Raw genomic sequence first — 13,102 nt, forward strand, 5'->3', positions numbered from 1 at the left:
CCCTGCGGCGGCGTGGCCGCTGCCGGCACGGGCGCATCGGGGGGCTTGCGATGAAGCGCGCGCTGAAAGGGCTGGCCGGCCTGGTGCTGCTGGGTGCCTTGGCGTGCGCCGTGGTGGTGTACCTGAACCTGCGCGGCGAAGCGCCCTTGCCGCCGCAGGACGTGCCCCTGGCCCAGCCCACGCCGCAGGCCGTGCAGCGCGGCGAATACCTGGCGCGTGCGGGCAATTGCATGTCGTGCCACACCGCGCAGGGCGGGGCGCCGTTCGCCGGAGGCCGGGGCGTGGAGACGCCGTTCGGCGTGGTGTTCGCCAGCAACCTCACGCCCGACGCCGAAACCGGCCTGGGGCGCTGGACAGCGGCGGAGTTCTGGCGCGCGATGCACCACGGCCGGTCTCGGGACGGCCGGCTGTTGTACCCCGCGTTTCCCTACCCCAACTACACCCACGTCACGCGCGAGGATTCCGACGCGATCTACACCTACCTGCGCAGCCTGCCGGCCGTGCAGCGCACCAACACGCCGCATGCGCTGGCGTTCCCGTTCAGCACGCAGGCCGCGCTGGCCGGCTGGCGCGCGCTGTTCTTCCGGCCCGGCACGCTGGCGCCCGATCCGCAGCAGTCGGCCGAATGGAACCGGGGTGCCTACCTCGTGCAGGGCCTGGGCCACTGCGCGGCCTGCCACAGCCCGCGCAACGCCTTCGGCGCGACGAGCGAGTCGCAGGCGTTCCGCGGCGGGCTCATCCCGGTACAGAACTGGTATGCCCCGGCCCTCAACGCTGCCGCTGAGGCGGGTGTGGCCGGCTGGCCGCAGGAAGACGTGGTGGCGCTGTTGCGCACCGGCGTGGCGCCGCGCGGGTCGGTCACCGGGCCCATGGCAGAGGTGGTGTTCCGCAGCACCCAATACCTGAACGACGCCGACCTGGGCGCCATGGCGGTCTACCTGCGCGCGCTGCCCGCACACGAAGGCCCGGCGCCGGCGGTGGGGGTGGCACCCCCGTCCGCTTCGGCCATGGAGCGGGGCGCTGCCGTGTATTCGCAACAATGCGCGCAATGCCACGGAGAGCGCGGCGAGGGCCGGCCTGGGGCGTTTCCCGCACTGGCAGGAAACCGCGCCGCGACCATGGAAAATCCGACCAATCTGGTGCGCATGGTGCTCCTGGGCGGTTACCCGCCCACCACGGCCGGCAACCCGCGTCCCTACGGCATGCCGCCGTTCCGGCACGTGCTGGGTGACGAAGACGTGGCGGCGGTGTCGACCTATGTTCGCAACGCCTGGGGCAACCGGGCGGCCAGTGTGGGTACGATGGACATCTACCGCGCCCGTGAGGGGCGGCATCCCTGAGCTACACCCTTTCTTCCATGCACGAACCGGCCGCCTCTCCCGACATATCCCTCTCAAGCGCGACCGCCGGCTGGTGGGTCGTCTGCCTGTGCGCCGGCTGGTGCGGTGCGTGCCGCGAATACCGGGCGGTGTTCGACACCGTGGCGCAAGCCCATCCGCAGGCCCGCTTCGTGTGGGTGGACATCGAAGACGAGGAAGACCTGGCCGGCGATCTGGACGTGGAAACCTTTCCGACCCTGCTCATCGCCGATCCGGCCGGCGCGCGCTTTCTCGGTCCGCTGCTGCCCCAGTCCGGGGTGCTTTCGCGGTTGCTCGACAGCCTGGCATCCCAGCCTCCGGCAGGGCGGGATCCGCAGGCCCAGGCGCTGATCGAACGGGTGCGCGCAGCCCGTGGATAGCGGAGAACCGCCGGGCTTTTCGCTCGCTCGCCGCAGGGGCAGCTGGTACGCCTGTGGCGCCAATGCAAATTGCATGCCGCCGCCTTTGCAAAGCGGCGCGCGACAGGCTACAATTGCATCTTCACGACCAAACGGGCGGGTACCTACCGCCCGTTTTTTTTGGCCGTTCGCTTTTGGAGCTCGAAGCTGCCCTGGAAGGTCCTAGGTGGTTATCGGGTTTTTTGTACTTCTGGATACTGAACAGAACAACACGTGGCATTGCAGCAGATCGTTGAACAAACCGTGACCGGGCTGGGCTATGACCTGGTGGAGATCGAGCGCTCCGCCGGCGGCCTGCTGCGCATCACCATCGATTTGCCCTGGCAGGCGCCCGTGGAGGGCGAGCCCGTGCTGCCCGAGCAGTTCGTCACCGTGGAAGACTGCGAAAAGGTCACGCGGCAACTGCAGTTCGCGCTGGAAGTGGATGGCGTCGAGTACAAGCGGCTGGAGATCTCCTCGCCCGGCATTGATCGCCCTCTGCGCCACGAGCAGGATTTCATCCGTTTCACCGGGCACATGGTGGACCTCACGCTCAAGGCGCCCATCGGCGAGGCTGGCGGCGGTCAGGTCAATGCCAACCGCAAGAAATTCCGCGGCACGCTGGAGCGTACCGAAGCCGGTGGATGGCAGGTCGTCTGGAGCGAGGAGCCGCCCGTGAAGCCTGGCCAGCGGGTCAGCAAGAAACGGGTACCGGCGCCGCTGCAAGCGCTGGGTTTCACGCTGGACGAACTGCGCGATGCGCGCCTGGCGTCCATCGTCGATTTCAAGGGGCGGGGATCCAAAGACGGGCCGGTCCAGGCCTGACACACCGAACGAATACAAAGGTTGGCGCGCGCGGCGCGGCGGCCTTCAAGAGATTGAAAAATAGGAGAGTCGTCGCATGAATCGCGAACTGTTGATGTTGGTCGAAGCCATTTCGCGTGAGAAGAACGTGGAACGCGATGTGGTCTTTGGCGCCGTCGAATTGGCCCTTGCCCAGGCCACGAAGAAGCTGTACCAAGGCGAAGTGGACATCCGTGTCGCCATCGACCGTGACAGCGGCAACTACGAGACTTTCCGTCGCTGGCTCGTCGTGCCCGACGACGCCGGTCTGCAGAACCCCGAAGCCGAAGAGCTGCTGATGGATGCCCGCGAGCGCATCGCCGACATCGAAGTGGGTGAATTCATCGAAGAAGGCGTCGATTCCGTGCCGATCGGCCGCATCGGCGCCATGGCTGCCAAGCAGGTCATCCTGCAGAAGATCCGCGACGCCGAGCGCGAGATGCTGCTCAACGACTTCATGTCGCGCGGCGAAAAGATCTTCACCGGCACCGTCAAGCGCATGGACAAGGGCGACATCATCGTCGAGTCGGGCCGGGTGGAAGGCCGCCTGCGCCGCTCCGAGATGATCCCCAAGGAAAACCTTCGCAATGGCGACCGCGTGCGCGCCATGATCATGGAAGTGGACCTGACGCTGCGCGGCGCGCCCATCATCCTCTCGCGCTCGGCGCCCGAGTTCATGATCGAGCTGTTTCGCAACGAAGTGCCCGAGATCGAGCAGGGCCTGCTGGAGATCAAGAGCTGCGCGCGCGATGCCGGCAGCCGCGCCAAGATCGCGGTGCTGTCGCACGACAAGCGCGTCGATCCCATCGGCACCTGCGTGGGTGTGCGTGGCACGCGCGTCAACGCCGTCACCAACGAGCTGGCCGGCGAGCGGGTGGACATCGTGCTGTGGTCGGAGGACCCCGCCCAGTTCGTGATCGGCGCGCTGGCGCCGGCCAACGTGTCGTCCATCGTGGTGGATGAAGAGAAACACGCCATGGACGTGGTGGTGGACGAGGAAAACCTCGCCATCGCCATCGGCCGCGGTGGCCAGAATGTGCGCTTGGCTTCCGACCTGACGGGCTGGAAGATCAACATCATGGACGCGGCTGAAAGTGCGCAAAAGCAGGCCAACGAGACCGACACGGCCCGCAAGCTGTTCATGGAAAAGCTCGATGTGGACGAGGAAATCGCCAACATCCTGATCGAGGAAGGCTTCGCCAGCCTCGAAGAGGTGGCCTACGTGCCGCTGCAGGAAATGCTGGAGATCGAAAGCTTCGACGAAGAAACCGTGAACGAGCTGCGTGCCCGCGCCAAGGATGCGCTGCTCACCATGGAAATTGCCCGAGAGGAAAGCGTGGACGGCGTTTCGCAGAACCTGCGCGATCTCGAGGGCCTCACGCCCGAGTTGATCGGCAAGCTCGCCGAAGGCGGCGTGAACACCCGGGATGATCTGGCCGACTTAGGCCTTGACGAACTGACCGCCCTGACCGGCCAGTCTGAAGAAGATGCCAAAGCCTTGATCATGAAGGCGCGCGAACATTGGTTCGCGGGGCAAGAGTAGGTCAGGGGAGGTACGAACCAAATATGTCCAGTAACACAGTCGCCGAGTTCGCCACTGAACTCAAGAAATCGCCAGAAACCCTGCTCGACCAGCTCAAGTCTGCCGGGGTGGCCAAGGCCGCCCCGACCGATGCCTTGACCGAAACGGACAAGCAAAAGCTGCTGGCCTTCCTGCAGGCCAGCCACGGCACCGCCTCGGCCGATCGCAAGAAGATCACCTTGACGAAAAAATCCACCAGCGAGATCAAGCAGGCCGATGCCACCGGCAAGGCGCGCACGATCCAGGTGGAAGTGCGCAAGAAGCGCACTTTCATCAAGCGCGACGAAGGGGGCGAGGGCGCCTCCGACGCCGGCTCCGACGAGGCTGCCGAAGCCGCGGAAACCGTGATGTCTCCGGAATCGCAGGACCTCGTGCGCCGCGAAGAGGAAGCGCGCCGCCAGGCCGAGCTGATCGGCCACCAGGAAGCCGAGCTGAACGAAAAGCGCCGCGAGCGGGAAGCCCGCGAACAGCGCGAGCGCGAAGCCGAAGAGCGTGCCGCTGCCTACGCTGCGCAGGAGCAAAGCCGCAAGGCCCAGATGCAGGCGGAAAAGCAGGAGGCCTCACGCGAGCAGGCGGCGGAAGCCAGTGCACGCCAGGCCGCCCAGGCTGAAGCCCGCGCCAAGGCCGAAGAGGAATCCAAGGCCCGTGCGGCCGAGGAAACCGCGCGCGCCGTCGATCTGGACGAACGCCGCCGCAAGGCCCTGGCCGAAGCCGAGGCGATCCGCGCCATGATGGCCGCACCCAAGAAGGTGCTCGTGGCCAAGAAGCCCGAGGAGCCCAAGCCGGCTCCCGCGGCCGCCAAGCCCGCCGGTGCCGATGCCAAGAAGGGCACGCTGCACAAGCCGGCCGCTGCGCCGGGTGCCCGTGCACCGGCCGCGCCCGCCGGCGGCAACAAGGAGGTCAAGTCCGCCAAGCTGTCGTCCAGCTGGGCCGGCGATCCTGCCAAGAAGAAGGAAATCAAGACGCGCGGCGACAGCAGTGGCGGCGTGGGTCGCAACAACTGGCGCGGGGGTCCCCGTGGCCGCCGCAACGAGCGCGACGACCACCATCACCAGCAATCGGCTCCGGTGGAAGCCCGCATCATCGAAGTGCACGTGCCCGAAACCATCACGGTGTCCGAGCTCGCGCACAAGATGTCGATCAAGGCGTCTGAAGTCATCAAGGCGCTGATGAAGATGGGCCAGATGGTCACCATCAACCAGCCGCTGGACCAGGACACCGCCATGATCGTGGTGGAAGAAATGGGCCACAAGGCCGTGGTGGCGGCGCTGGACGATCCGGAAGCCTTCACCAACGACGACGTGGCGGGTGCCCAGGCCGAATCGGTCTGGCGCGCTCCGGTGGTCACCGTCATGGGCCACGTGGACCACGGCAAGACCTCGCTGCTGGATTACATCCGCCGTGCCAAGGTGGCCGCGGGCGAAGCCGGCGGCATCACGCAGCACATCGGTGCCTACCACGTTGAAACGCCGCGCGGCATGATCTCGTTCCTGGACACCCCGGGCCACGAGGCATTCACCGCCATGCGGGCCCGCGGTGCGCAGGCCACCGACATCGTCATCCTGGTGGTGGCGGCCGACGACGGCGTCATGCCGCAGACCAAGGAAGCCATCAAGCACGCGAAGGCGGCCGGTGTGCCCATGGTGGTCGCGATCACCAAGTCCGACAAGCCCGATGCCAACCCCGACCGCGTCAAGCAGGAACTGGTGGCCGAGCAGGTCGTGCCCGAAGAGTACGGCGGCGATTCGCCTTTCGTGCCCGTGTCCTCCAAGACCGGCATGGGCATCGACGACCTGCTGGAGCAGGTGCTGCTGCAGGCCGAAGTGCTGGAACTGCGTGCCCCGGTCGATGCGATGGCCAAGGGCCTCGTGATCGAAGCCGAGCTGGACAAGGGCCGCGGCCCCGTGGCCACGGTGCTGGTGCAGTCCGGTACGCTGAAGGTCGGCGATGTGGTGCTGGCAGGCCAGACCTACGGCCGCGTGCGCGCCATGCTGGACGAAAACGGCAAGGTCGCCAAATCGGCCGGTCCGTCGATCCCGGTGGAAATCCAGGGTCTGACGGAAGTGCCGCAGGCCGGCGACGAATTCATGGTGCTGGGCGACGAACGCCGGGCCCGCGAAATCGCCACCTACCGCGCCGGCAAGTTCCGCAATACCAAGCTGGCCAAGCAGCAAGCCGCCAAGCTGGAGAACATGTTCGCCGACATGACGGCGGGCGAGGTCAAGTACCTGCCCATCATCGTCAAGGCCGACGTGCAGGGTTCGCAGGAAGCGCTGTCGCAGTCGCTGCTCAAGCTGTCCACGGACGAGATCAAGGTCCAGCTCGTGTATGCGGGCGTGGGCGGTATCAGCGAGTCCGACATCAACCTGGCGATCGCCTCCAAGGCCATCGTGATCGGCTTCAACGTGCGTGCCGATGCCGGCGCGCGCAAGACGGCCGAGAGCAACGGCGTCGACCTGCACTACTACAGCATCATCTATGACGCCGTGGACGAGTTGAAGGTCGCCATGTCCGGCATGCTGGCCCCCGAGCAGCGCGAGGAAGTCATCGGCACGGCCGAGATCCGCACGGTGTTCGTGGCCACGAAGATCGGCACGATTGCCGGTTCGTACATCACCTCGGGCATGGTCCATCGCAACGCACGCTTCCGCCTGCTGCGCGACAACGTGGTGGTCTACACGGGCGAAGTCGACTCGGTCAAGCGCCTCAAGGACGATGTCAAGGAAGTCAAAGAAGGCTTCGAGTGCGGTATCAAGCTCAAGAACTACAACGACATCAAGGAAGGTGATCAGCTGGAGTTCTTCGACATCAAGGAAATCGCGCGGACGCTGTAAGGCCCGAGGCTCGACATGGCTGCGAAGAAATCCTCCACCCCCAACCGCGGTTTCAAGGTCGCCGATCAGATCCAGCGCGATCTGACGGAGCTGATCGCGCGCGAATTGAAAGATCCGCGCGTGGGCATGGTGACGTTGCAGGCCGTGGAGGTGACTCCCGACTACGCGCATGCCAAGGTCTTCTTCAGCGTGCTGATCGGTGACCCCGAAGCCACGCAGGTGGCGCTGAACCAGGCCGCGGGCTTCCTGCGCAACGGCCTGTTCAAGCGCCTGCACATCCACACCGTGCCCACGCTGCACTTCGTGTTTGACCGCACCACCGAGCGTGCGGCCGACATGAACGCCTTGATCGCCAAGGCGGTTTCTTCGCGCGCCCAAGAAGACTGAGCATGCATACCGACGGGCCGCCCCAGGGAGCGAGTGCCCCCTTGGGGTGCAGCGATTTGCACGCAGCGAACGGGCCGCGTGGCGGTGCGGTGCGCGCGCCGCGCACCCGCATCCAGCGGCGTCCGGTGCATGGCGTGCTGCTGCTCGACAAACCGCTGGGCCTGTCGAGCAACGATGCCCTGCAGAAGGCCAAGTGGCTGCTGCGGGCGGAGAAGGCGGGCCACACCGGTACGCTCGATCCCCTCGCGACGGGCGTGCTGCCGCTGTGCTTCGGCGCGGCGACCAAGTTCAGCCAGTTGCAGCTGGACGCCCCCAAGACCTACGAGGCCATCGCCCTGCTGGGGACAACCACCACCACTGGCGACGCCGAGGGCGAGGTGCTGGCGCAGCGCGAGGTCGATCCGGCGCAGCTCACGCCTGAGCGCCTGGCCGAGGTGCAACGCCAGTTCACGGGACCGATCCGCCAGGTGCCGCCCATGCACAGCGCGCTCAAGAAAGACGGCAAGGCGCTGTACGAGTACGCACGCGCCGGCATTGCCGTGGAGCGCGAGGCGCGCGACGTGGTCATCCATGCATTGAAACTGGCTCCAGTGCAAGAAACACTGGGGCGTTATGCTATCAAAATAATAGTAACCTGCAGCAAGGGCACCTACATTCGCACGCTGGGCGAGGACATCGGTGCCGCGCTCGGTTGCGGTGCGCACCTCACGTTCCTGCGGCGCATCGACACCGGCGGGCTGGGCGTGGAGCGCTGCGTCACGCTGGCCGCGCTGGAGGCGATGGACGAGGGTGAGCGCATGGCCTGCGTGCACCCCGCCGAGATCCTGCTGGCACAGCATGTGCGTGTCACGCTGGACAGCGAGAATGCCGGGCGGTTCCTGTCCGGCGTGCGCCGCCGCGGCCCCTGGCCCGATGCGCCCGCGGTCGCGGTCTTCGGAGACGATCCCCATGCCCTGCTGGGCGTGGGCCACACCACTGCGGGTGAACTGGTGCCCGACCGGCTCCTGAGCCCCTTGGAAATTCAACAGATTCTAGAAAGCACGCCGCAGGTAGAGCGCGGCATATTGGAAGCACTATGAGCAAACAAATCCGCAATATCGCCATCATCGCGCACGTTGACCACGGCAAAACCACCATGGTCGACCAGCTGCTGCGCCAGTCCGGCACCTTCGCCGACCACGAAAAGGTCGTCGATACCGTGATGGACAACAACGCCATCGAAAAAGAGCGGGGCATCACCATTCTGGCCAAGAACTGCGCCGTGAGCTGGGAAGGCACGCACATCAACATCGTCGACACCCCGGGCCACGCGGACTTCGGCGGCGAAGTGGAACGTGCCCTGTCCATGGTGGACAGCGTGGTGCTGCTGATCGACGCGCAAGAAGGGCCCATGCCCCAGACGCGTTTCGTGACCAAGAAGGCCCTGGCCCTGGGCCTGCGCCCGATCCTGGTCGTGAACAAGGTGGACAAGCCCGGAGCCAACCCCGACAAGGTGGTGAACGCCGCGTTCGACCTGTTCGACAAGCTGGGCGCGACCGACGAGCAGCTCGACTTCCCCGTGGTGTATGCCTCGGGCATCAATGGCTGGTCCTCGCTGGAAGAAGGCGCTCCCGGCGAGCAGTGGGGCCCCGACATGTCGGCCCTGTTCAACACCATCCTCAAGCACGTGCCCCCGAACTCGGGTGACCCGACCGCTCCGCTGCAGCTGCAGATCTCGGCGCTCGATTTCTCCACCTTCGTGGGCCGCATCGGCGTGGGCCGCATCAGCCAGGGCACCGTGAAGCCCGGCCAGGACGTGCTGGTGATGGAAGGCCCCGAGGGCAAGAGTGTCAAGGGCCGCATCAACCAGGTGCTGACCTTCCAGGGCCTGGACCGCATGCAGACGCCCCTGGCCGGCCCGGGCGACATCGTGCTGATCAACGGCATCGAGGACATCGGCATCGGCGTGACCGTGACCGACCCCTCCAATCCCGCACCGCTGCCCATGCTCAAGGTGGACGAGCCCACGCTGACCATGAACTTCTGCGTGAACACCTCGCCCCTGGCCGGCCGCGAAGGCAAGTTCGTGACCAGCCGCCAGATCTGGGACCGCCTGCAAAAGGAACTGCAGCACAACGTGGCCCTGCGCGTGAAGGAAACCGACGAAGAAGGCATCTTCGAGGTGATGGGCCGTGGCGAACTGCACTTGACCATCCTGCTGGAAAACATGCGCCGCGAAGGCTATGAGCTGGCCGTGTCCAAGCCGCGCGTGGTGTTCCGCGACATCAACGGCGAAAAGCACGAGCCGATCGAGCTGGTGACGGCCGACATCGAAGAAACCCACCAGGGCGGCGTGATGCAGGCCCTGGGCGAGCGCAAGGGCGAACTGGTGAACATGGAGTCGGACGGCCGTGGCCGCGTGCGCCTGGAGTACCGCATTCCGGCCCGTGGCCTGATCGGTTTCACCAACGAATTCCTGAACCTGACGCGCGGCTCGGGCCTGATCTCCAACATCTTCGACAGCTACGAACCGCACAAGGGCGCCATCGGCGGCCGCAAGAACGGCGTGCTGATCTCCATGGACGACGGTGAAATCTTCACCTACGCCCTGGGCAAGCTGGACGACCGCGGCCGCATGTTCGTGAAGGCGAACGACCCGGTGTACGAAGGCATGATCGTCGGCATCCACAGCCGCGACAACGACCTGATCGTGAACGCCACGCGCACCAAGCAGCTGACCAACTTCCGCGTCTCCGGCAAGGAAGACGCGATCAAGATCACGCCCCCGATCGACCTCACGCTGGAATACGGCGTGGAGTTCATCGAGGACGACGAACTGGTCGAGATCACGCCCAAGAGCGTGCGCCTGCGCAAGCGCTTCCTGACGGAAAACGAGCGCAAGCGCGCCGGCCGCTGATCGGTGAGGGGGTTTCGCTTCCCACCGCTGGCTTCGAGAAAGGCACCGCAAGGTGCCTTTTTCTTTTTCTCGTTGCTCTTCCTGCGGTGCCCCAGGGCTCAGGCAGGCAGGGCGGTCTCCCCGGCTGGGCGCCCTGCCCGGGCAGGGTAGAGGTGGCGATCGCCTGCGGTGCGTGGCTCGGCGCCAGCACGCATTCGCGCGCATGGAAGTCGGCCAGCGCGTCCCGGTGGCCCACGCTGATGACCGTGGAGGCAGGCAGGCGCTCGGCCAGCAGCGTGTAGAGCATGCGCTCGGCCGCCGGGTCCAGCGCGCTGGTGGCCTCGTCCAGCAGCAGCCATTCGGGTTGCTGCAGCAGCACGCGCGCGAAGGCCAGGCGCTGCTGCTCGCCGGGAGACAGGCGCTGGGCCCAGGGCGCCACCTCGCCGAGCAGGCCGCTGAACGGTGCGAGCCCCACCGCCTGCAGTGCCTCGCGCACCTGCGCTTCGGGGTGTTCGCCGGCCGTGTCCGGGTAGGCGAGCGCATCGGCCAGGCTTCCCATCGGCAGGTAGCTGCGCTGCGGCACGAAGAGCATCCGCGCGCGAGGCCGCTCGATGGTGCCGCTGCCGAAGTCCCACAGGCCGGCCAGCGCGCGCAGCAGGGTGCTCTTGCCCGCACCGGAGGGGCCCCGCAGCAGCCAGCGCTCGCCGGGTGCGATGCGCAGGTCGGGCACGCGAAGCAGCGTGGCGCCGCCGGGCAGGGCCAGTTGCAGGCCGTGCGTCGCCAGCACGGAGCCGGCCCCGGCTCGCCACTGGATTCCTTTGGACGGCGTGGCAGGCACGGTGGCGAGCACGTCGCGCAACTCGGCCAGCCGGTTCACCGTGGCGCGCCATTCCGCCAGCGTGCCGTAGCTGTTGATGAACCAGGACATCGCTCCGCTCACCGTGTCGAAGGCCCGGCTGATCTGCATCAGCACCCCGAAGCTGTAGGCGCCCGCGAAGTACCGCGGCGCCGCCAGCGCGAGCGGCAGCACCACGGCCACCTGCGCGTACAGCGAGTTCACCAGCGTGAGGCGCTTGGTGTAGCGCATCACCATCCGCCAGTTGTCCTGGATGCGGCCGAACAGGGTGGCGGACTGGGCGGCTTCGGCCCGTGCGCCGTCGTACAGTGCGATGGGCTCCGCGTTTTCGCGCACCCGCACCAGGCCGAAGCGGAAGTGCGCCTCCACCTGCTGCTGGCGGTAGTTCACGGCCACGAGGCGGTGGCCGAAGGCCTGCATGGCGACCGAGCCCACCAGGGCATAGGCCGCAGCGGCCCAGACCATGTAGCCCGGAATGGTGGCGCTGTAGCCCGCCACATGCACCAGCAGCGGCCCGCCCACCGACCAGAGGATCACAACGAACGAACCGAGGGTGACCACCGTGGACAGCAGGTCCAGCGTCAGCGCGAGGGTGGTGGTCGCCAGGCTGCTGAGGTCATCGGCGATGCGCTGGTCCGGGTTGTCGGCCAGCCGGTCGCGCTCGATGCGGTAGAACGCGTTGCCGTGCAGCCACCGCTGCAGGTAGTCGGTCGTGAGCCACCGGCGCCAGCGAAAGCCCAGCATCTGCTTGAAGTACAGCGCATACACGGCCAGGACGATGTAGGCCAGCGCCAGCCCGGTGAACAGCAGCAGCAGGGGCCCGAAACGGGCAGTGTCCCGCGCTTCCAGGGCGTTGAAGAAGTCCGCGCTCCAGGCGTTGATGCGCACGTTGATGTACACGATGCCCAGGTTCATCGCCACGATCAGTGCCAGCAGGCCCCGCGCGGGCCAGCGCTCCTGCGAGAACCAGTAGGGGCGGATCAGTGACCAGGCGGACGTCTTGGCAAGCGGGGGATGGGGCATCGAGGGCGCGATCGTTGTGGGGGAATGGCCAGTGTGCCGCGCGCGCCGGGCGGCTGGCTTAGCCGGGCCTTAAACGCGCTCCCGTGCATCGCTGCGTGCTTTGTTGCGTGCGAGGTGCCGGCACCTGTCCACCGCCTGACATTCGCTGCGGGCCACAGGCCCTAAGATTCCGCCCGGGCCGGCCGCCAGCGTGCGAGCGGGCCTTTCAGACCGTGAACCGATTGAAAAAAGGAACAGCGATGACGGAGACGACGACGGCAGCGGCCGCAGAGGTGTTGGCCCAGGTGCGCGGGCAGGTGGGGTTCCTCACCCTCAACCGCCCCCGGGCACTGAATGCGCTGTCGCTGGGCATGGTGCGCGCGCTCATGGAGACCCTGCTGGCCTGGCAGGACGACGAGCGCATCCTGGCGGTGGCCATTCGCGGCAGCAACAAGGAAGGCCCGTTCGGCGCCTTCTGCGCGGGCGGCGACATCCGCTTTCTGCACCAGGCGGGCAGCCAGGGCGATCCGAGGCTGGAGGATTTCTTCACCGAGGAATACGCGCTCAATCACCTGATCCACCACTACGGCAAGCCCTACATCGCGTTCATGGACGGCATCGTGATGGGCGGCGGCATGGGCATCAGCCAGGGGGCCAGCCTGCGCATCGTGACCGAGCGCACGAAGATGGCCATGCCCGAGACGGCCATCGGCCTGTTTCCGGACGTGGGGGGCGGCTACTTCCTGTCGCGTTGCCCGGGACACGCCGGCGAATGGATGGGCCTGACGGGGGACACCATCGGCGCGGGCGATGCGGTGGCGCTGGGCCTGGCCGACGGATGCCTGCCGTCCGATCGGCAGGCGGCGGTCTGGGATGCGCTGGGCACGGAGTCCTTCACCGACGCAGCGGCGGTGCAGGCATCGATTGCTACTAAATTTGTAGCACAAGAGGCAATGAGTACTAGGGC

General features: G+C 66.7%; 10 protein-coding genes. 9 read left to right on the forward strand and 1 reads right to left on the reverse strand.

The genetic code is table 11. The features are described 5' to 3' along the window. The first annotated feature begins 50 nt into the window (after window positions 1–50). From AC27KI_RS12180 to typA, 8 genes are all read left to right on the forward strand, one after another. Window positions 51–1,340 carry a c-type cytochrome gene (locus AC27KI_RS12180; protein ID WP_487089824.1) on the forward strand — a complete coding sequence of 430 codons (1,290 nt, stop codon included), beginning with the start codon at window positions 51–53 and terminating at the stop codon, window positions 1,338–1,340. Window positions 1,341–1,357: 17 nt separating this feature from the next. Next, the gene (locus tag AC27KI_RS12185; RefSeq protein ID WP_487089822.1) at window positions 1,358–1,738 is read left to right on the forward strand and encodes a thioredoxin family protein; all 381 of its coding nucleotides are present in this window, start codon (window positions 1,358–1,360) and stop codon (window positions 1,736–1,738) included. 252 nt (window positions 1,739–1,990) lie between these two features. Then, window positions 1,991–2,581, forward strand: a complete 591-nt coding sequence (gene rimP / locus AC27KI_RS12190; protein WP_272568705.1) for a ribosome maturation factor RimP — start codon at window positions 1,991–1,993, stop codon at window positions 2,579–2,581. Window positions 2,582–2,657: 76 nt separating this feature from the next. Beyond that, window positions 2,658–4,142, forward strand: coding sequence for a transcription termination factor NusA (gene nusA / locus AC27KI_RS12195; RefSeq protein WP_272568708.1), 1,485 nt, complete (start codon window positions 2,658–2,660; stop codon window positions 4,140–4,142). Window positions 4,143–4,165: 23 nt separating this feature from the next. After that, entirely contained in the window at window positions 4,166–7,015 is a 2,850-nt protein-coding gene (infB, locus tag AC27KI_RS12200; RefSeq protein ID WP_272568710.1) for a translation initiation factor IF-2, read from the forward strand. Window positions 7,016–7,030: 15 nt separating this feature from the next. Continuing rightward, on the forward strand, window positions 7,031–7,402 hold the full coding sequence (gene rbfA / locus AC27KI_RS12205; RefSeq protein ID WP_272568711.1) for a 30S ribosome-binding factor RbfA: 372 nt from the start codon (window positions 7,031–7,033) through the stop codon (window positions 7,400–7,402). Between the two features lie 89 nt (window positions 7,403–7,491). Next, entirely contained in the window at window positions 7,492–8,481 is a 990-nt protein-coding gene (gene truB, locus AC27KI_RS12210; RefSeq protein WP_487114006.1) for a tRNA pseudouridine(55) synthase TruB, read from the forward strand. Next, on the forward strand, window positions 8,478–10,298 hold the full coding sequence (gene typA / locus AC27KI_RS12215) for a translational GTPase TypA (RefSeq protein WP_272568713.1): 1,821 nt from the start codon (window positions 8,478–8,480) through the stop codon (window positions 10,296–10,298). The genes truB and typA overlap by 4 nt, the downstream gene beginning before the upstream one ends. Here typA and AC27KI_RS12220 read toward each other — a convergent pair. Then, window positions 10,228–12,156, reverse strand: coding sequence for an ABC transporter ATP-binding protein/permease (locus AC27KI_RS12220; protein WP_487114008.1), 1,929 nt, complete (start codon window positions 12,154–12,156; stop codon window positions 10,228–10,230). The two genes, typA and AC27KI_RS12220, sit on opposite strands and share 71 nt — an antisense overlap. Window positions 12,157–12,395: 239 nt before the next feature. Here AC27KI_RS12220 and AC27KI_RS12225 point away from each other — a divergent pair. Next, on the forward strand, window positions 12,396–13,102 hold a 707-nt coding region (locus AC27KI_RS12225; RefSeq protein WP_487114010.1), incomplete at its 3' end, for a 3-hydroxyisobutyryl-CoA hydrolase.

The organism is Acidovorax sp. KPB24-03 (genome assembly GCF_057546605.1).

Excerpts from the sequence above, each read along its gene's own strand:
- AC27KI_RS12185 (WP_487089822.1), top strand. The coding sequence starts at position 1,358 with ATGCACGAACCGGCCGCCTCTCCCGACATATCCCTCTCAAGCGCGACC.
- AC27KI_RS12180 (WP_487089824.1), top strand. The coding sequence starts at position 51 with ATGAAGCGCGCGCTGAAAGGGCTGGCCGGCCTGGTGCTGCTGGGTGCC.
- rbfA (WP_272568711.1), top strand. The coding sequence starts at position 7,031 with ATGGCTGCGAAGAAATCCTCCACCCCCAACCGCGGTTTCAAGGTCGCC.
- AC27KI_RS12220 (WP_487114008.1), bottom strand. The coding sequence starts at position 12,156 with ATGCCCCATCCCCCGCTTGCCAAGACGTCCGCCTGGTCACTGATCCGC.
- infB (WP_272568710.1), top strand. The coding sequence starts at position 4,166 with ATGTCCAGTAACACAGTCGCCGAGTTCGCCACTGAACTCAAGAAATCG.
- nusA (WP_272568708.1), top strand. The coding sequence starts at position 2,658 with ATGAATCGCGAACTGTTGATGTTGGTCGAAGCCATTTCGCGTGAGAAG.
- typA (WP_272568713.1), top strand. The coding sequence starts at position 8,478 with ATGAGCAAACAAATCCGCAATATCGCCATCATCGCGCACGTTGACCAC.